Here is an 18,135-nt window from a genome sequence, read left to right as displayed (position 1 = left end):
GGTGGTCGGCGGCAGGTCGGGCGGCCCGATACCGGGCGGGGCCGGGGGTGGGGATCAGGGGATGTAGTAGGGGCGGCCGTGCTCGGCGGGGCGGCGCTGGCGGGCTGCTCCTCGGACGCCAAGCCGAGCAGCGCGATCTCCTCGGCCGCGGCGGCGGTGGAGTCGGGGCTCGCGGGGGCCGCCTCGGCCGCCGCCTCGGCGGTGGGTTCGGCGGTGGCCTCGGCGGCGGGCGGGCTCTCCTCGGTGGCCGCGTCGGCGGAGGCGGCGGCGTCCTCGGCACTCGCCGACGTGAAGGGCGGCCTGGACGCCAAGGCGGACGTCGCCCTGGGCGCGGTGACGGTGGCCGCGGACGGCAAGGCGGAGGTGACGCTGACCGTCACCAACCACGGGCAGCAGGCCAACCGCTACGTGGTCCAGGTGAACTTCACCGACGACGGCGGCAATCTGCTGGACGCGACCGTGGTGACCGTCCCGGACGTGGCCGCCGGCCAGCAGGCCGAGGCGAAGGCGCGCAGCAACCGGGGCCTGTCGAACCCGGTGAAGGCCGTGGTCGCCAACGCCGTCCGGTACTGACGCGCCCCCGACCCGTACACCCGACCCGTACACCCGACGCGGCCCCCGCTGCCCCGCCGGCCCCCGCTGACCCGCAGGTCAGCGGGGGTCACTCGGTGAACGGGGAACCTTAACGGCGGCTCAAGCCTCAACATCACCCCTTGACGGGGTAGTTGGTCTAGTCCATTTTAGTGCCCAGGTGCAGGGAGCCCCTGAACCGGCGTCAGCGGTCCGCCGCCGGCGCCGGTTCGGCATATCCCGGCGTCCCAGACAGGCATGTCCCGCTCGATTCCCCCATCCCTTCTGTCATGTCCCGGTCGTACGGCCCCACCCCGTACCTGCGCCCCGGGACACGGCGGAATCCCCCACCACCAGGAGTCACGCACCCATGCTCCGTTCACGCATCGAAAGGGCCGGTGCCCCGGTTCAGGAGGGCGGCCGCCGCAAGCGGTCCAAGAGCCTGACCGCGATCGCCGCCGGCACCACGGCCTCCCTGCTGCTCGGCGCGGGCCTCGCGCTCACCGGCGGCGCCACCGCCAACGCCGCCGTCACCAACTCCACCGGCGCGCCCGCCACCAGCGGCGGCATCAAGGTCGCCTACTTCGACCAGTGGTCGATCTACGCGAACGCGTACTACCCCAAGACGATCCAGGACACCGGCGTGGCCGGGAAGCTGGACTACCTGATCTACTCGTTCGCCAACATCCACCCGACCAACCTCTCCTGTTTCCAGGCCACCAAGGCGGCCAACCAGGACGACAACAACCCGAACGCCGGTGACGGCGCGGGCGACGCGTTCGCGGACTACCAGAAGAGCTTCGGTCCGGACATCGCGGTGGACGGCGTCGGCGACGTCTGGGGCCAGCCGATCGCGGGCAACTTCAACCAGCTGAAGAAGCTGAAGGCGAAGAACCCCAACCTCAAGATCCTGATCTCGCTGGGCGGCTGGACCTACTCCAAGTACTTCTCGGCGGCGGCCGCCACGGACGCCTCGCGCAAGAAGCTGGTCTCGTCCTGCATCGACATGTTCATCAAGGGCAACCTGCCGGTCGACGCCGGTTACGGCGGCCAGGGCGCGGCGGCCGGCATCTTCGACGGCATCGACATCGACTGGGAGTACCCGGGCGGCGGCGGCCACACCGGCAACCTGGAGAGCCCGAACGACAAGCAGAACTTCACCCTGCTGCTGAAGGAGCTGCGCGAGCAGCTCGACGCCCAGGGCAAGGCCGACGGCAAGACCTACGCCACCGCGGCGGCGGTCGGCGCCGGCCAGGACAAGATCCGGAACGTCGAGACCGACAAGATCGGCCAGTACCTGACGTTCCTGGACATCATGACCTACGACATGCACGGTGCGTGGGACGCCAAGGGCCCGACCAACCACCAGGCCCCGCTCTACTCCGGCCCGGACGACCCGATGACCCCGGCCAAGCCGGGCCACGGCAAGTACTCGGTGGACGCGGCGATCAAGGCCTACACCGCGGGTGACGCGGACTACGGCATCCCCGGCGGCTTCCCCGCGAAGAAGATCAACGTGGGCGTCCCGTTCTACTACCGCGGCTGGACCGGCGTCCAGAACAACGGCAAGAACGGCCTCTTCCAGCCCGCCACCGGCCCCGCCGCCGGCGCCGCGCTCTCCGGCAACGTGCCCGGCATCCAGATGTACAAGGAGCTGGCCGGCTTCGTCGACAACCCGGCGAAGACCTTCTGGGACGACACGGCCAAGACCACGTACTTCTACGACGGCAGCACCTTCTGGACGGGTGAGGACGCCCGCTCGATCCAGGCCAAGCTGGACTACGCCCACTGCAACGGCCTCGGCGGCTCCTTCGCCTTCTCGCTGTACGACCTGGGCACCAAGACCGCGCTGTTCGACAAGATGGTCGAGGCCACCAACGGTTCGTCCGCCGCCTGCCCGGCCGCGCCGACCACGCCGCCCACCACGCCTCCGACCACCCCGCCGACCACGCCGCCCACGACTCCGCCGACCACCCCGCCGACGACGCCCCCGACCACGCCGCCGACCACCCCGGCCGGCTGCGCGGGCGCCCCGAGCTGGGACGCGGCCACCACCTACGCCACCCCGACCAAGGTCTCCTGGAAGGGCCGGTTCTACACCAGCAAGTGGTGGACCAAGGGCGACGACCCGAGCGCCAGCGGCGCCTGGGGCGTCTGGACCGACAACGGCCCCTGCTGAGTCGTCGAAACACCTGAGCCGGTGAACCGATGAATCGGTGAACGGCTGAATCCCTGAGAACGCGGGCGGCCCCGGGCGAGCGAAGATCTCGTCCGGGGCCGCCCGTCGTCGTGCCCGGGGCCGTTCCGCGGCGAGGCCGTTCCCTCGCGGGGGCCGGCCTCAGCCCAGGTCGGCGGTGCGCCCGAGGGCGTCCGGCTGGGTCTCCTCGATCCGGCGCAGCATCCGGGCCAGCATCCCGGAGAGGACGGTGCGGTCCGCCCCGACCACGTCCTGGAGCAGTTCCTCCTCGAAGACGGCGGCCATCCGCATCGACTCCAGCCACTTGTCGCGGCCGAGGTCGGTCAGCTCGATGATCACCCGGACCCGGTTGGTCTCGTCCCGCTCCCGGGTGACCAGCCCCTCGGTGACCATCCGGTCGATCCGGTGGGTCATCGCGGCGGGGGTCAGCCCGAGCCGCTTGGCGAGCTCGCCGGGCCCCAGCCGGTACGGGCTGCCGGACACCACCAGCGCCTTGAGCACCTCCCACTCGGCGGAGGTGATTCCGAGCACAGTGAGCTGCCGGTCGTAGGCGACGGTCATCCGCCGGGCGACCCGGGAGAGCGTCTGCACGATGGTCTCCACCTGCGGGTCCACGGTGGGGAATTCCCGCTGGTAGACGGCCACCTGCTCGGCGATGCCGAGCTCCCGGTCGGTGGCCGGGACGGGCTTCTCTGCAGTCATGCGGACCAGTGTCCCATGCGGGGTGCACCCCTTAAGCCTTTGACTCAGCACTCTTCCAGTGCTAAAACTTTAGAGTCAAACTTTAGCTCTTAAGTCTTCCGGTCTTAAGAGTATCCAACGAAAACTGACGAAGCCCTGACGGGCGGAGTCCACCAGAAGGGGTGTGCACGGTGATCGGCACGGTGAAGCAGCGGGGTCAGCAGCGACGCACGGCGGGCGGCCCGCTGCGCCGCGTCCAGATCGGCAACGCGCTCAGCGCGTTCGGCAGCGGGTTCACGATGCCGTACATGTTCGTGTACGTGGACCAGGTGCGCGGCCTCGGCTCGCTCGCCGCGGGGATGGTCTTCACCGTCTTCGCGCTGGCGGCGCTCGCCGTCCTGCCGTTCACCGGCCGCGGCATCGACCGGTACGGGCCGCGCCCGGTGCTGCTGGCCGGCGCCGCGCTCGCCGCCACCGGCGCGTTCGCCTTCGGCCACGCCACCGACACCCCGGCCCTGCTGGTCTCCTCGTTCCTGTTCGGCGCGGGCGTCACCACCTGCCAGCCGGCGCTCGCCACGATGATCGTCCGCTGCTCGACCGCCGCGACCCGCTCGCACGCCTTCGCGCTCCAGTTCACCCTGGTCAACCTGGGCATGGGCATCGGCGCGCTGGTCGGCGGCCAGATCGTCGACGTCGCCGACCCGGCCAGCCTGACCCGGCTGTTCACCATCGAGGCCGTGACCTTCCTCGGCCTCGCCCTGGTGACCGGCACCGCCCGCATCCCGAACGCGGCCCCGGTGCTCGTCCAGGGCCAGGCGGACGGCCCGCAGGGCCTGCGCGCCCTGCTCGCCGACAAGGCGATGGTCCGGCTCAGCCTGCTCGCCGGTCTGATCTTCTTCACCTGCTACGGCCAGTTCGAGTCCGGTGTCGCGGCCTTCGCCACCGACACCGTCGGCACCGCGCCCTCCACCCTGGGCATCGCCATCGGCGCCAACGCGCTGACCATCGTGGTGCTGCAGATGTTCATGGTGCGGATCACCGCCCGCCGCCGCCGCACCACCGCGATGGCCGCCGCCGGCGTGGTCTGGCTCGGCGCCTGGACGATGGCCCTGGTCGCCGGCCTGATCCGGACCGAGGCGATGGCCGCCACGGTCGCGATCGTCTCGATCTACGCCCTCTTCGGGGTCGGCGAGTCGCTGCTCGCCCCCACCCTGGGCCCGATCGTCGCCGACCTCGCCCCGGCCCGGCTGCTCGGCACCTACAACGCCGGCTACGCCCTGGTGAAGCAGATCGCCATCGCCGTCGGCCCGGCCGTGGGCGTCCTGCTGGTCGGCTCCGGTACCTGGCCGCTGTACCTGGCCGCGATGGCCGGCTGCACCGTGCTGATCGTCGTCCTGGCGCTGCGCCTGCGGCCGTACCTCACCGCCGCCCAGGACAACGCGGCCCCGGCCGCCCCCGAGGCGCCGGCCGCTCCGGAGGCCCCGGCGCGCGCCCCGCGCCCGGCGGTCCGGGAGCTCCAGACCGCCGCGTGAGCCCCGGCCGGGCCGCCCGCCCGGACCCGCTCCGAACCGCCCCGACGGGCGCCGACCAGGTCACCTGGACGGCGCCCGTCGCGCTTGGTTTCACGACCACCGCCACATAGTGTCAGTGGCTGTTGACCGCCCGGCCCCGGCCGGCACAGGCGAGACAGGCGAAATCGGCGAGGCCATGACGCAAGCAGCGCTCACCCACCCACCGGCACCCCCGGCCCCCGCCGCCCCGGCACCGGAACGGCGGGGGCCGCGGCGCTGGGCGGCCGACCACTCCGGCTGGCTCGGACCGATCGGCGTGGCGCTGTTCGCCGGACTGCTGCGGTTCTGGGACCTCGGCTACCCCAACGCCTTCGTCTTCGACGAGACCTACTACCCCAAGGACGCCTGGTCCCTGCTGGACCAGGGCTACGAGGGCAGCTGGCCCGAGCACGCCAACGAACAGATCCTGGCCGTCCCGCAGCACATCCCGCTCACCTCCGCCCCCGAGTTCATCGCCCACCCGCCGCTCGGCAAGTGGGTGATCGCCCTCGGCGAGCAGGCGTTCGGCCTGCACCCCTTCGGCTGGCGGTTCATGACCGCGCTGCTCGGCACCGTCACCGTGCTGATGCTGGCCCGGATCGGCCGCCGGCTCTTCGGCTCCACCCTGATCGGCTGCACCGCCGCCCTGCTGATGGCCGTCGACGGCCTCCAGCTGGTGATGAGCCGGGTCGGCCTGCTCGACGGCGTCCAGATGTTCTTCGTGCTCGCCGCGTTCGGCGCGCTGCTGATCGACCGCGACCGCACCCGCGCCCGACTCGCCGCCGTCCTGCCGGAGTACGGCGGCGACACCGTCCGGCTCGGCCGGCGGCCCTGGCGGATCACCGCCGGCCTCTGCCTGGGCGCCGCCTGCGGGGTCAAGTGGAACGGCGTCATGGTGCTCGCCGCCTTCGGCCTGCTCACCGTCCTGTGGGACCAGTCCGGCCGCCGCTGGGCCGGCGCCCGCCGCCCCTGGCGCTCGATGCTGCGCCGCGACGCGCTGCCCGCCTTCCTCTCCACCGTCGGCGCCGCCTTCGCCGTCTACCTCGCCGGCTGGGCCGGCTGGCTGGCCACCGGCGGCGGCTTCGACCGGAGCTGGGCCGATCACCGGGCCGGCCTCTCCCCGGACAGCTTCCTCGGCATCCCGCTGCCCCAGGTCCCGATGAGCTGGGTGCCCGCGCCGCTGCGCAGCCTGTGGCACTACCACTCGCAGATGTACGACTTCAATACCGGCCTGAGCAGCCCGCACACCTACCAGTCCAACCCGTTCAGCTGGCTGGTCCAGGGCCGCCCGGTCTCCATGTACTGGGAGCAGGTGCCGACCGGCCAGCGCGGCTGCACCGCCTCCGGCGGCTGCGCGGCGCAGATCCTCGGCCTCGGCACCCCGCTGCTCTGGTGGACGGCCTGCTTCGCGCTGCTCTACCTGCTCTGGCGCTGGTTCTTCCGCCGGGACTGGCGCTCCGGCGCGGTGCTGTGCGGCGTCGCCGGCGTCTACCTGCCGTGGTTCCAGTACCAGGAGCGGACGGTCTTCTCCTTCTACATGGTGGTGCTCGTCCCCTTCCTCTGCCTGGCCGTCGCCCAGATGCTCGGCGCGATGCTCGGGCCGGAGGGCTGCCCGCCCGAACGGCGCCGGATCGGCGCGGCCGGCGCCGGGCTGATCGTGCTGGCGATCGTGGCCTGCTTCGCCTTCTTCCACCCGCTGTACACGGCGGAGGTGATCCCGATGACGTCCTGGCAGGACCGGATGTGGTTCACCACCTGGATCTGACCGGTGCTGGGCGCGGCGGGCGGCAGCGGCCAGCTGCTGCCGGTCACCCCGGGTCTGGGCGCGGTCACCGCCGTCCTGCTGCTCGCCGCCGTCGCGGTCGCCGGCTGGGGACGGCTCGGCCACGGGCGGGCGGTGCTGCGCGCCGGACTGCGCGCGGTGGCGCAGCTGGCCGCCGTCGCCCTGGTGATCACCTGGGTGGTCGGCTCGCCCTGGTGGTCGGCGCTGTTCGTGCTGCTGATGTTCACGGTCGCGGTCCGCACCGCCGGACGGCGGATGGCCCCCGGCCCCGGACGCGCCTGGGCCTGGGCGGTCGCGCCGATCGGGGCCGGTGTGCTGCCGGTGCTCGTCCTGCTGCTCGGCAGCGGACTGCTGCCGCTCCAGGGCCTGTCCGTCATCCCGGTGGCCGGCATCCTCATCGGCGGCGCGCTCACCGCCACCTCGCTGTCCGGCCGCCGCGCCCTGGACGAGCTGCGCCAGCGGCACGGCGAGGTCGAGGCGGCGCTGGCGCTCGGCTTCGAGGACCGGGACGCCCGGCTGGAGATCTGCCGCACCGCCGCCGCCACCTCGCTCGTCCCGGCCCTCGACCAGACCCGGACGGTGGGCCTGGTCACCCTGCCGGGCGCCTTCGTCGGCATGCTGCTCGGCGGGGCCTCGCCGCTCCAGGCGGGCGCGGTGCAGCTGTTCGTGCTGGTCGGGCTGCTGGCGGTGGAGTCGGTGGCGGTCGTGGTGGTGCTGGAGCTGGTCGCCCGGGGCCTGGTCCGCGCCGGGCGCCCGGGGGAGGCCATCGGGTAGGGTAGACGCCGTTGAAGGGGAGTAGCCCTCCACCGGACCGTCGACATACTGGCCCCCGCGCGGGGCCCGGCGCCCGGGGCACCGGATGTCCGATCCGGCTGCCGGCGAGACCTTCGGCCGCAGTGCTGTGCGCTCGCGATCGCCTTGATCCGCGAGCAGACCAACCAGCGCTGTCGGGCCGGAGCGACCCCTGACGGAGCTGCCGAGGCCGGGCAGCCCGAACCCGAGGGACACCACCCCCGATGAGCCTGACCGTCGCCGCGATCACCTTCGGCATCGTCTTCCTGGCCGAACTCCCCGACAAGACCGCCCTCGCCAGCCTGATGCTCGGCGCCAAGTACCGGGCGAGCTACGTCTTCGCCGGCATCGCCGCCGCCTTCGCCCTCCAGGTCGGCATCGCCCTGGTCGCCGGGCACCTGCTCTCGCTGCTGCCGCACCGCTGGGTGGAGGGCGTCACCGGCGTGCTGTTCCTGGCCGGCGCGGCGATGCTGCTGCTGCACGGCGGGGGCGAGGACGAGGACGGGCACGCGGCCAAGGAGCCGTCCGCCAACAGCTTCTGGAAGGTCGCCGGGGCCAGCTTCCTGGTCGTGGCGATCGCCGAGTTCGGCGACCTCACCCAGATCATGACCGCCAACCTGGCCGCCAAGTACGCCGACCCGCTCGCCGTCGGCCTGGGCGCCTGGCTGGCGCTGTGCGCCGTCGCGGGGATCGCCATCCTGGGCGGGCAGAAGCTGCTGAAGCACGTCCCGATGAAGATGATCATCCGGGTGGCGGCCGGCGTGATGGTGCTGATGGCCGGCGTCAGCATCTTCCAGGCGATCACCGGCTGAGGCCGGGGGCCGGGTGCCTCAGCAGTCCGACTGGTAGCCCTCCAGCGCGGCCCGGGTCTTGGGACCGTACATCGCCCCACCGCTCGACGTGGTCTCGTTCTTGACCTTGAGGCTGCGCTGGAACTGGCCCAGCACCGTCTGGGTCCACCAGTCGAAGTAGCCGGTCGCGATCGACTTGTCGACGGAGCCGCAGTACGCCGCCGAGAGCCGCAGCTGCATGTCCTTGACGTCGGACCCGTCCATGCCGAGCTGGAGCGCCCGGACCGCCGGGGCCGTGCTCGCCGACGGGGTGGGCGTCGGAGTCGGGGTCGGGGTGGGCGTCGGTGCGGGGGGCTGGGTCGGGGCGGGGGCCTGGGTCGGGGGAGCCGGGTCGGCCGGGGCCGGTGCCGGGGGAGCGGCGGCCACCGTCGTCGTGGGCGCCGCCGGGGGCGGGGCGCTGGCCGTCGACCGGGTCGGGGACGGCTTGGCGGTCGCCTTCGTCGGGGTGGCCGTCGGCGCCTCGCTGGTGGGCGGCGGCGCGCTCGGGCTCGGCTGGGCCGGGGTGGTCGGGTCCACCGGGGCGGGGGCCAGCGTGCTGGTCGGCGTGGGCAGGGCCCGGAGCTCCGGTTCGCCGGCGGGGGTGACCGCGTACGCCAGGCCGACGGTGACCGCGAGCAGTCCGGCACCGGCCGCGATCAGCAGGCCCTTGCGGCGGGCGAGCGGGCCGCGCCCGTCCTCCTGCTCCGCCGCGCGCCGGGCGGCCCGGCCGCCGGGGGCGGGGGCGGCCTGGGGGAACGGGAACACGCCGAGCTCGTCCCCGTCCGGCTCCGGGGCGGGCCCGGGCCCGGGGGCGCCGTACGGCGGCTGGTGCTCCTGGACGTGCTGCTGCGGGGGGAAGCGCGGGGTCGGCGCGACGGGCGGCAGGACGGTGGTCGCGTAGGCGTCCGCGTCCGGCCCGAGCGGCGGGGTGGCCGGGGGTTGCGTGCTCTGCGCCATCGCCTGCGGCGGCACGGTCTGCGGCACCGGGGTCTGCGGCACGTACGGGCGGACCAGCGGCGGGCCCTCCAGGTGCGGCAGGACGGCGGTCTCGTCGAGGCTCGGGTCCGGGAGGCACCTGCACCCGGCGGAGCGTGCGGTGCCGCACGTCGGGCAGTGCTGGTCCGGCATCGGCCGGCCCTCCTCGGTAGTTCGCTCGGTCGCGGTGTCGGACTCGTGTTCAGGCGGTGGACGGGCCTGATTATGCAGGACGTCCCTGAGAGGGGACAGGGCCGTCCGGGCCGCCGTGGTGGCCTTGTGCCGATTGGTGGGGGTTGGGGATTGATGAACGGTCGGGGAGATGGTGTGAAGCACCCACCATCCGGTCACCGTACTTTCGGCTCAACTGAACGGAGCAAAACAGGGCATTTCTGACAGCATGGTGAGTCGGGAGTGATCATTCGCCGACCTCGCTACGGAGACGCCATGACGGATCCGCTCGCCGCGTCCGACCGGAGCCCCGTGGGCGAGCCGGGCCCGCCGCAGCCGCCGGCCACCGCCGCCAACCTCTGGGTGCCGATCGGCGCCCTGCTGCTGGCGATGCTGCTGGCCGCGCTCGACCAGACCATCGTCTCCACCGCGCTGCCCACCATCGTCAGCGACCTCGGCGGCCTGGAACACCTCTCCTGGGTGGTCACCGCCTACATGCTCGCCTCCACCGCGGCCACCCCGCTCTGGGGCAAGCTCGGCGACATGTACGGCCGGAAGGTCTTCTTCCAGGCCTCCATCGTGATCTTCCTGCTGGGCTCGGTGCTCTGCGGCATCGCCCAGAACATGGGCGAGCTGATCGCCTTCCGCGCTCTCCAGGGCCTGGGCGGCGGCGGTCTGATCGTGCTCTCCCAGGCGATCGTCGGCGACCTCGTCGCCCCCCGGGACCGGGGCAAGTACCAGGGCGTCTTCGGCGCCGTCTTCGGCGTCACCAGCGTCCTCGGCCCGCTGCTCGGCGGCCTGTTCGTCGACAACCTCAGCTGGCGCTGGGTCTTCTACATCAACCTGCCGATCGGCGTGGTCGCCCTGGCGGTGATCGCCGCCGTGCTGCGCGGGAACGAGGTGCGGCGCCGGCACCGGATCGACTACCCCGGCACCGTGCTGATCGCCGCCGTCGCCACCTGCCTGGTGCTGATGACCTCGCTCGGCGGGACGACCTGGGCGTGGAACTCCTGGCAGATCGTCGGGCTGGGCGTGCTGGGCGTGGCCCTGCTGCTCGTCTTCGTCCAGGTGGAACGGGCCGCCGCCGAACCCGTCCTGCCGCTGCGGCTGTTCCGCTCCCGGACGTTCAGCCTGGTGGCCGTCATCTCCTTCGTGGTCGGCTTCGCGATGTTCGGCGCGCTCACCTACCTGCCGACCTTCCTCCAGGTGGTCATGAAGGTCTCGCCCACCATGTCCGGCATCCACATGCTGCCGATGGTGCTCGGCATGCTGGTCACGTCGATCGGATCCGGTCAGATCGTCTCCCGCACCGGCCACTACCGGTCCTTCCCGATCGCCGGAACGGCCGTCACCACCGTCGGCCTGCTGCTCCTCTCCCGGCTCGACGAGCACAGCAGCACCTTCGAGATGAGCTGCTACTTCCTGGTCTTCGGCCTCGGCCTCGGCCTGGTGATGCAGGTCCTGGTGCTGATCGTGCAGAACTCGGTCGGCTACCAGGACCTCGGCGTGGCCACCGCCGGCGCCACCTTCTTCCGCTCCATCGGCGCCTCCTTCGGTGTCTCCATCTTCGGCACGATCTTCGCCTCCGGCCTCAACGACCGGCTCCGCGACGCCCTGGCCGGCGTCCCGCTGCCACCCGGCTTCAGCCCCGAGGCGATCACCTCCGACCCGCGCGTCATCGACCGGCTGCCCGCCGCCGCCCAGGCCGGGATCCTGCACGCCTACGCCGAGTCGATCACCCGGGTCTTCCTCTACGCCGTACCGGTGGCGGCCGTCGCCTTCGTCCTCTCCCTGCTCCTGCGGGAACAGAAGCTGCGCACCACCGTCACCGCCCCCGACCTCGGCGAGTCGATCGGCCTCAACCCGGTCGAACGCTCCTCGCTGGACGAGATCAGCCGCGCCCTGTCCGTGCTGAGCAGCCGGGAGGCCAGACGCGACCTGTTCAAGCGGATCACCGCCGCCGCCGGGCTCGACCTCAAGCCCGCGTCCAGCTGGCTGCTGCTCCAGATGCACCACCACGGCTCCGTGGAGCCCGCCGAACTGGCGGAACGGCGGATCGTCCCGTTCGCGGTGGTGGAGGAGGCGGTGCGCGAGGTCGAGGGCCGGGGCCTGGCCGCCCGCACCGGCGGGCTCCCGCTGCGCCTCACCGAGCCGGGCGAGGCGGCGGCCCTGCAACTGGTCGCCGCCCGCCGGGCGCAGCTCGCCGACCTGCTCGGCGACTGGGACGAGAAGCAGTTCGACGACCTCGCCGAACTGCTCACCCGCCTCTCCTCCGCACTGTGCGCCGACCCCCGCGACCGCCCCGACCGCGTCCCCCATGAGCCCCCCTACCACGGCGAGGGCCGCTCCTTCTGACGCTCCGCCTCGCCCCCGGCGACCCGGCCACCCCGCCGTGGATCGTGTGAGGTGTAGCAGACTGCCTTCTCAGTAGGCAGACCTGAGGAGGTACGGCATGTCCGTCGTCAAGATCAATGTCCTGACCGTCCCCGCCGAGCAGCGGGAGGAACTGGAGAAGCGCTTCGCCGCCCGCGCCGGCGCGGTAGAGGGCTCCGACGGCTTCGAGTACTTCGAGCTGCTCCGCCCCGTCGAGGGCACCGACCAGTACCTCGTGTACACCCGCTGGCGCGACGAGGAGAGCTTCGAGGCCTGGCGCACCGGCACCATGCAGGCCGCCCACCGCCCCGCCCCCGCCGACGGCGAAGCCCCCCAGCGCCCCGCCGCCACCGGCGCCACCCTCTGGTCCTTCGACGTCATCCAGTCCGCCGCCCCGAAGGCCTGACCCGCACCCCGCGGCACGCAGCACGGCGCCCCCGGCCCGACCGGCCGGGGGCGCCGTGCGTCCGCGGGCCTCAGAGGGTGTCGCGGACCTTGAGGTAGCCGTTGTCGACCAGGAACTTCTGGTTGGGGTTGGTGGCGCCGCACTGGTAGAGGATGACGTTGTCGTCGTTCTTGCGGGTGTTGCCCACATCGAGGCACATCTCGTGGGGCGTGCCGAGGGTGGACTCCAGGACGAAGGAGCCGCGGCGCAGGGTCCAGGACTGGTTGGCGGCGGCGGTGGGGGTGGACTCGCAGGCCCAGAGGCGGACCTTGTCGCCGTTGGTGTGGGTGCTGTCGGCGTCCAGGCACATCTCGGTGCGGGTGGCGCCGATCGTGTCGGCGACCTTGATCCGGCCGTCGTCGTGGACGAAGCGCTGGTTGGTGTGGTCCTGGCAGCGGGAGATCCGGGCGGCGTCGGCGTTGTTGCGGGTGCCGCCGACGTCCAGGCACATGCCGGTGGACGTGCGGGGCGGGGTGACGACGTTCAGGGCGCCGTCGGTGATCGTGTATTCGGTGCTGTTGTTCGGGTCGGTGTACTTGAAGCTGCCGTTGCCGCGCGGGAGCGTGGTGCCGGCCGGGGCCGCGGCGTCGACGGTGACCTGCGGGGAGAAGCGGAAGTAGCCGTTGGTCGGCCAGCCGCTGCGGCCCCCGTTGCGGCCGTAGCCCTCGCAGGTGAGGGTGCGGTTGGTCTTGCCGAGGACGCAGTTGCGCAGGCCCACGTTGTTGCCGCCCCAGCTGGAGCCGTCCGCGCTGTACTGGGTGGGGACGGTGGTCTGCGGGGCGAAGGTGGTGGTGCCGGGGGCGGTGAAGGTTGCGGTCATGCCGGTGGCCGGGAGGGCGCCCGGGCTGCCGGTGTTCTGGTACGTCCACGGCACGGCCGCGGTCTGGCCGGGGGCGATCGTCACGGAGGCCGGGACGTCGCGGCCGGCGAAGGTGGTGGCGGCGGCCGGTGAGGCGAAGGCGCCGGCGAGGGCCAGGACGGTGGCGGTGATGGTGGCCGCGCGGGCGGTTCCGCGGGTGGGGGTGGGCACGGGTTCGACTCCACTTCCTTGAGGGGGCGGTGGAGATCTTCGTGCGCGGACGGACGGGCGGGGCGGCCCGTCACGGCCGATCCGGTGTGGTTCACCCGGAAGTGGTGCGTTCGGCGTCCGGGGCGCCGCCGCTTGGTGGAGCGGGCGGGTGGAAGGCGACCGGGGCGGCGAAGGCGGCGCGGCGGGTGGCCCGGCGGAGCGCGCGCAGGACGGGGGTGCCGAGGGTGAGGCAGAGGACGACGGTGAGGGCGGCCCGGGGGAGGTCCCAGCCGAGCGAGGTGGTCAGGCAGTAGGCGGCGAAGCGGACCAGGTTGTCGCCGACCGGGTCGCCGGGGACGAAGGAGATCGAGCTCGCGAGGCCGGCGATGTAGGGCCAGCCCTGGAGGTTCATGATCACGCCGTAGAGCAGGGCGGCCGCCGCTCCGTAGGCGGCGAGGAGCGCGAGCTCGCGGCGGCCGCGCAGCCGGGCCGGGCCGGGCAGCAGGCCCGCCCCCAGGCTCACCCAGCCCATGGCGAGCATCTGGAACGGCAGCCACGGGCCGACCCCGCCGGTCAGCAGGGCGGACGCGAACATCGCCAGCGCGCCGAGCACGAAGCCGAAGCCCGGCCCGAGCACCCGTCCGGCCAGCACCATCAGGAAGAACATCGGCTCCAGCCCGGCGGTGCCCGCCCCGAGCGGGCGGAGCGCGGCCCCGGCGGCGGCGAGCACGCCGAGCAGGGCGACCGACTTGGCGTCCAGGCCGGGAGCGCCGCCGCCCGCCGTGCGGCCCTCGGAGATCTGGGCGACGACGACGGCGAGGAGCAGCGGGAGGAGCAGCGCGAACAGCCAGGGGGCGTCGGTGGCGTGGCCGACCAGGGCGGAGTCGGTGGCGGCGAGCAGCGGCCAGCCGAAGGCGGCCACGCCGACCAGGGAGACCAGGGCCAGGGCGCCGATCGAGCGGCGGCCGAGCGGGACGGGGCGGGGGAGCGGGCCGGGGGCGGTCATGCGGTGGCCTCCGCGAGCGCGTCGGCGACCTGGTGGACGGTGAGCCAGGGCCCGGGGGCGAGGATCTTGGCGACCTGCGGCGCGAACGCCGGTGAACCGAGCACCACGTCGGGCGTCGGCCCGTCCGCGACGATCTCGCCGTCGGCCAGCACGGCCGTGCGGTGGGCGAGTTCGGCGGCCAGCTCGACGTCGTGGGTGGCGAGCAGGACGGCGTGGCCGGCCGCGGCGAGGTTGCGCAGGATCTCGACCAGCCGGGCCTTGGCGGCGTAGTCCAGCCCCCGGGTCGGCTCGTCGAGCAGGAGCAGCGGCGGGCGGGCGGTGAGCACCACCGCCAGGGCGAGGGTGAGGCGCTGGCCCTCGGAGAGGTCGCGCGGGTGGGCGCCGTCGGCGAGGCCGGGCAGCAGGCGTTCGACCAGTGCGCGGCAGGTGCCGGGGGCGGCGCCCGCGTCGCGGTCGGCGGACGCGCACTCGGCGGTGACGCTCTCCCCGTACAGCAGGTCGCGAGGGTCCTGCGGGACGAGGCCGACGTGGCGGATCAGTTCGGCGGGCCGGGTGCGGTGCGGGGTGCGGCCGCCGACGGTGACGCTGCCGGAGTCGGGGGCGTGCAGGCCGACCAGGGTGCCGAGCAGGGTGGACTTGCCGGCGCCGTTGCGGCCCATCAGGGCGGTGATCTCGCCTGCGTGCAGGGTGAGTTCGACGCCGCGCAGGGCCGGGACGGGGCCGCGTCGGACGACCAGGCGGGAGGCGGTGGCGAGTCGTTCCCCGGTGGTGCCGGACGGTGGGGGCGGGGGCTGGTGGCCGTCGAGGCGGGCGCGGAGGCCGGCGGCGCGGCGGCGGGCGTCGCGGACGGTGAGCGGCAGCGGCCGCCAGCCCGCCAGCCGGCCGAGGCCAACCACCGGCGGGTGGACCGGCGAGTGCGCCATCACCTCGGCCGGCTCGCCGAGGACCGGCGGCGCGCCCGGGGTCAGCAGGAGGACCTGGTCGGCGTACTGGACCACGCGCTCCAGCCGGTGCTCGGCCATCAGCACGGTGGTGCCCAGGTCGTGGACCAGTCGCTGGAGCACCGCCAGCACCTCCTCGGCGGCGCCCGGGTCGAGCGCGGAGGTGGGCTCGTCCAGGACCAGCACGCGCGGGTGGACGGTGAGCACCGAGCCGATGGCGACCCGCTGCTGCTGGCCGCCGGAGAGCGAGGTGAGGGCGCGCCGGCGCAGGTCGGCCAGGCCCAGCAGGTCGAGGGTCTCCTCGACGCGGCGCCGCATCACGTCCGGCGGCAGGCCCAAGGACTCCATGCCGTAGGCGAGTTCGTCCTCGACCGTGTCGGTGACGAAGTGCGCGAGCGGGTTCTGGCCCACCGTGCCGACCAGGTCGGCGAGTTCGCGCGGACGGTGCTCGCGGGTGTCGCGCCCGCCGACGGTGACCCGGCCGTGCAGCACGCCGCCGGTGAAGTGCGGGACGAGCCCGCTCACCGTGCCCAGCAGGGTGGACTTGCCCGAGCCCGACGGGCCCACCAGCAGGCAGAGTTCACCCTCGGGGATGGTCAGGTCGACGCCGCTGAGCGCCGGGGCGGCGCCGTCGGAGTCGGTGTACTGGACGGTGACCTGCTCGAAGGTGATCACGAGGTCCTCCGGGACTCGGTCGGGGTGCGGTCGGTGGCCGCTGCTGTCGCTGCTGGGGGAGTGGTGGCGGTGGCGGTGGTGCGCGGCGGGGGCGGGGCGGCGAACGCCGGGACCAGGCCGAGCAGCGCGGCGGCGACGGCGGCGAGCGGCAGTTCGGGTGCGGTCGGCGGGACGACGGTGGGCGCGAACGCGAGCGGGTCGAGCGCGGCGAGCCAGGTCGTCGACGCGGCGACGGCCAGCCCCGAACCGGCGGTGAGCCACTCGGGGAGCGCCCACGGATCGGGCCGGTAGCGCGTCCTGACGGAGCGTCGGCTGCCGAGGGTGAGGCCGGCACAGGCGGCGGCCAGGCCGACCAGGAGGACCGGCACCGCCCAGCCCGCGCCGCCCGCCGTCAACAGCCCGTACGCGGCCAGGCAGATGCCGAGCAGCCCGGTCAGGGTGAGTGCGGCGGTCAGCCGGGCGAGCCGGCGCGGCACCTCGGCGGTGCGGCCGAACCCGCGGGTGTCCATCGCGGCCGCCAGCGCGACCGAACGCTCCAGCGCGCCCTCCAGGACGGGCAGTCCGACGCTGAGCACGGCGGCGATGCCCCGGTCGGTGCGCCCGCGCAGGCGGCGGGCGGCGCGCAGCCGCTGGACGTCGGCCACCAGGTTCGGGGCGAAGGTCATCGCCACCACGACGGCCACGCCCGCCTCGTAGAGCGCGCCGGGGAGCGTGCGCAGCAGGCGGGCCGGACTGGCGAGGGCGTTCGCGGCGCCGACGCAGACCAGCAGGGTGGCCAGCCGCAGCCCGTCGTACAGCGCGGCGAGCAGGCCCTCGACGGTGACCCGGCCGCCGATCCGAACCCCCTGCGCCCAGGCCGGCAGCGGGATCTCGGGGAGGGTGAACAGGACGTGCGTGCCGGGGATCGGCGAGCCGAGCAGGACGGCGAACACGAGGCGGATGCCGAGGACGAACAGGCCGAGGCGGAGGAACGCGCCGTAGGAGCGCGACCAGGGCGCGTCGCCGCGCCGGGCGGCGACGACGTAGCCGGCGACGGCGGCGAGGAGGAGCAGGAGCAGCGGGTTGGTGGTGCGGGTGGCGGCCGCGCCCAGGCCGAGCGCCCACAGCCACCAGGCCCCGGGGTGCAGGTGGCGGGGGCCGGCGGCGGGCCGACGGCGGGCGGCGCGGGGTGTGGGCACGGTGGGGTCCAGGGTGGGGAGGGGCCGGGTGGTGAGGGGCGGGTTGGGGAGGGGCGGGTCGGGGTCGGGGTTTTTATGTAGACCGGTCTACTTATGTGGACCGGTCTACATATTCGGAATATGTCGGTCGGTCTACATAGCGCGGAATCAGTAGACCGGTCTTCATATTCCTGCGGAGCGTCTCCATCGCCGTCAATGCCGTCGGCGGCGCGTCTGCCAGGCGGCGCCCGCGGCGATGACGGCGACCAGGGCGGCTCCGGTGGTCAGGCCGAGGTCCGGGCCCAGGTTCGGGCGGCGGTCGGCCGCAGAGGAGGAGGCGGAAACGGAAGCGCCGGACGAGCCGGGCGAGCCGGAGGACGCCGCGGGCGCACCGGCGCCGAGCTGGTCGCCGCACCCCGCCCGCGGGTAGCCGGCGATGGCGCAGAGCAGCCCGTTGCCGTCGTACCGCAGCGGCGGGGCGACGGTCGCCAGGACCTCCGCCGAGCTCGCCCGCACCGGCACCACGGCGCACGCGGTCCGCGGGTCCGGCGGGGTCTCGCCGCCGGGCGCGTCGGCGGCGCCGCCGAAGTCCAGCACCACGGCCACCCGCTTGCGCCCGCCCTCCGCCGGCGTGGCCGCGCAGACGGTCCCGAAGTCCCCGGCGGTGCCGGGCCGGGCGGCGTCCCGCCCGCCGTCCGGGCTGACCGCGAACCGCCAGCCCTCGACCGCGCCGTCCGCCGGGACGTGCACCGCCGGTCCCTGCTGCTGGTACGCCCACCCCCCGTCGGTCCAGCGCCAGAACGACCAGTACCGGTACCCCGCGGCCTGCGCCGGGGCCGCCCCGAGCACCAGCAGGATCAGTACCCCGGTGATCACCCCGGCGAGGAACCGCACGGCCGCCCGCACCACCCGCCGCCGCGCCTCGTCGTCGGAGACGTCGGAGACGTCGGTGGTGGCGAGGTGGGCGGCGGGGCGGGCGG

The 18,135-nt window shown here is 73.9% G+C and carries 15 protein-coding genes; 8 read left to right on the top strand and 7 right to left on the bottom strand.

Annotation, left to right across the window (positions count from 1 at the left end; genetic code table 11):
• The coding region (locus tag AB0N76_RS07855; RefSeq protein WP_363554299.1) for an FxLYD domain-containing protein at positions 1-573 on the top strand (573 nt) is incomplete at its 5' end.
• 367 nt (positions 574-940) lie between these two features.
• A complete protein-coding gene (locus tag AB0N76_RS07850) occupies positions 941-2,749 on the top strand; it encodes a glycosyl hydrolase family 18 protein (RefSeq protein ID WP_363554297.1) in 1,809 nt (602 codons plus the stop codon).
• A gap of 159 nt (positions 2,750-2,908) precedes the next feature.
• Here AB0N76_RS07850 and AB0N76_RS07845 read toward each other — a convergent pair whose 3' ends face one another.
• Complete coding sequence (locus AB0N76_RS07845; protein WP_363554295.1) at positions 2,909-3,469, bottom strand: MarR family transcriptional regulator; 561 nt, start codon at positions 3,467-3,469, stop codon at positions 2,909-2,911.
• Positions 3,470-3,639: 170 nt separating this feature from the next.
• On the opposite strand from AB0N76_RS07845, the gene AB0N76_RS07840 reads away from it, so the two are divergent.
• The 4 genes from AB0N76_RS07840 to AB0N76_RS07825 all read left to right on the top strand — a co-directional run bounded on the left by AB0N76_RS07840 (position 3,640) and on the right by AB0N76_RS07825 (position 8,385).
• Positions 3,640-4,980: an MFS transporter gene (locus tag AB0N76_RS07840; RefSeq protein ID WP_363554293.1), complete on the top strand. Its 1,341-nt coding sequence runs from the start codon at positions 3,640-3,642 to the stop codon at positions 4,978-4,980.
• 175 nt (positions 4,981-5,155) lie between these two features.
• Positions 5,156-6,763 carry a phospholipid carrier-dependent glycosyltransferase gene (locus AB0N76_RS07835; protein WP_363554291.1) on the top strand — a complete coding sequence of 536 codons (1,608 nt, stop codon included), beginning with the start codon at positions 5,156-5,158 and terminating at the stop codon, positions 6,761-6,763.
• A gap of 3 nt (positions 6,764-6,766) precedes the next feature.
• Positions 6,767-7,555 carry an ABC transporter permease gene (locus AB0N76_RS07830; RefSeq protein WP_363554289.1) on the top strand — a complete coding sequence of 263 codons (789 nt, stop codon included), beginning with the start codon at positions 6,767-6,769 and terminating at the stop codon, positions 7,553-7,555.
• A 242-nt stretch (positions 7,556-7,797) separates the two neighbouring features.
• The gene (locus AB0N76_RS07825) at positions 7,798-8,385 is read left to right on the top strand and encodes a TMEM165/GDT1 family protein (protein ID WP_363554287.1); all 588 of its coding nucleotides are present in this window, start codon (positions 7,798-7,800) and stop codon (positions 8,383-8,385) included.
• 18 nt (positions 8,386-8,403) lie between these two features.
• On the opposite strand, the gene AB0N76_RS07820 is transcribed toward AB0N76_RS07825, so the two are convergent.
• Positions 8,404-9,531 carry a hypothetical protein gene (locus AB0N76_RS07820; protein WP_363554285.1) on the bottom strand — a complete coding sequence of 376 codons (1,128 nt, stop codon included), beginning with the start codon at positions 9,529-9,531 and terminating at the stop codon, positions 8,404-8,406.
• A gap of 294 nt (positions 9,532-9,825) precedes the next feature.
• Here AB0N76_RS07820 and AB0N76_RS07815 point away from each other — a divergent pair, with 294 nt between their 5' ends.
• Together AB0N76_RS07815 and AB0N76_RS07810 are read left to right on the top strand one after the other, a co-directional pair.
• A complete protein-coding gene (locus tag AB0N76_RS07815) occupies positions 9,826-11,904 on the top strand; it encodes an MDR family MFS transporter (protein ID WP_363554283.1) in 2,079 nt (692 codons plus the stop codon).
• A 97-nt stretch (positions 11,905-12,001) separates the two neighbouring features.
• Positions 12,002-12,328 carry an antibiotic biosynthesis monooxygenase gene (locus tag AB0N76_RS07810; RefSeq protein ID WP_363554281.1) on the top strand — a complete coding sequence of 109 codons (327 nt, stop codon included), beginning with the start codon at positions 12,002-12,004 and terminating at the stop codon, positions 12,326-12,328.
• A gap of 70 nt (positions 12,329-12,398) precedes the next feature.
• Here the strand turns inward: AB0N76_RS07810 and AB0N76_RS07805 are convergent, their stop codons facing one another.
• From AB0N76_RS07805 to AB0N76_RS07785, 5 genes are all read right to left on the bottom strand, one after another.
• Positions 12,399-13,397: an RICIN domain-containing protein gene (locus tag AB0N76_RS07805; protein WP_363554279.1), complete on the bottom strand. Its 999-nt coding sequence runs from the start codon at positions 13,395-13,397 to the stop codon at positions 12,399-12,401.
• A gap of 91 nt (positions 13,398-13,488) precedes the next feature.
• On the bottom strand, positions 13,489-14,382 hold the full coding sequence (locus AB0N76_RS07800; RefSeq protein WP_363554277.1) for an ECF transporter S component: 894 nt from the start codon (positions 14,380-14,382) through the stop codon (positions 13,489-13,491).
• Positions 14,379-15,998 carry an ATP-binding cassette domain-containing protein gene (locus AB0N76_RS07795; RefSeq protein WP_363554275.1) on the bottom strand — a complete coding sequence of 540 codons (1,620 nt, stop codon included), beginning with the start codon at positions 15,996-15,998 and terminating at the stop codon, positions 14,379-14,381. The genes AB0N76_RS07800 and AB0N76_RS07795 overlap by 4 nt, the downstream gene beginning before the upstream one ends.
• Positions 15,995-17,176: a CbiQ family ECF transporter T component gene (locus AB0N76_RS07790; RefSeq protein ID WP_363554273.1), complete on the bottom strand. Its 1,182-nt coding sequence runs from the start codon at positions 17,174-17,176 to the stop codon at positions 15,995-15,997. The genes AB0N76_RS07795 and AB0N76_RS07790 overlap by 4 nt, the downstream gene beginning before the upstream one ends.
• A gap of 192 nt (positions 17,177-17,368) precedes the next feature.
• Complete coding sequence (locus AB0N76_RS07785; RefSeq protein ID WP_363554311.1) at positions 17,369-18,061, bottom strand: SCO2322 family protein; 693 nt, start codon at positions 18,059-18,061, stop codon at positions 17,369-17,371.
• Positions 18,062-18,135: the final 74 nt, after the last annotated feature.

It is taken from the genome of Kitasatospora sp. NPDC093806 (genome assembly GCF_040683335.1).
Lineage (GTDB): Bacteria > Actinomycetota > Actinomycetes > Streptomycetales > Streptomycetaceae > Kitasatospora.
The sequence above is the reverse complement of the archived record's forward strand: the minus strand, read 5'-3'. Positions and strand labels throughout refer to the sequence as shown.

Bases quoted from the DNA above. Each gene is read 5' to 3' on its own strand.
- AB0N76_RS07850 (WP_363554297.1), top strand. From the start codon at position 941: ATGCTCCGTTCACGCATCGAAAGGGCCGGTGCCCCGGTTCAGGAGGGC.
- AB0N76_RS07845 (WP_363554295.1), bottom strand. From the start codon at position 3,469: ATGACTGCAGAGAAGCCCGTCCCGGCCACCGACCGGGAGCTCGGCATC.
- AB0N76_RS07835 (WP_363554291.1), top strand. From the start codon at position 5,156: ATGACGCAAGCAGCGCTCACCCACCCACCGGCACCCCCGGCCCCCGCC.
- AB0N76_RS07825 (WP_363554287.1), top strand. From the start codon at position 7,798: ATGAGCCTGACCGTCGCCGCGATCACCTTCGGCATCGTCTTCCTGGCC.
- AB0N76_RS07820 (WP_363554285.1), bottom strand. From the start codon at position 9,531: ATGCCGGACCAGCACTGCCCGACGTGCGGCACCGCACGCTCCGCCGGG.
- AB0N76_RS07815 (WP_363554283.1), top strand. From the start codon at position 9,826: ATGACGGATCCGCTCGCCGCGTCCGACCGGAGCCCCGTGGGCGAGCCG.
- AB0N76_RS07810 (WP_363554281.1), top strand. From the start codon at position 12,002: ATGTCCGTCGTCAAGATCAATGTCCTGACCGTCCCCGCCGAGCAGCGG.
- AB0N76_RS07800 (WP_363554277.1), bottom strand. From the start codon at position 14,382: ATGACCGCCCCCGGCCCGCTCCCCCGCCCCGTCCCGCTCGGCCGCCGC.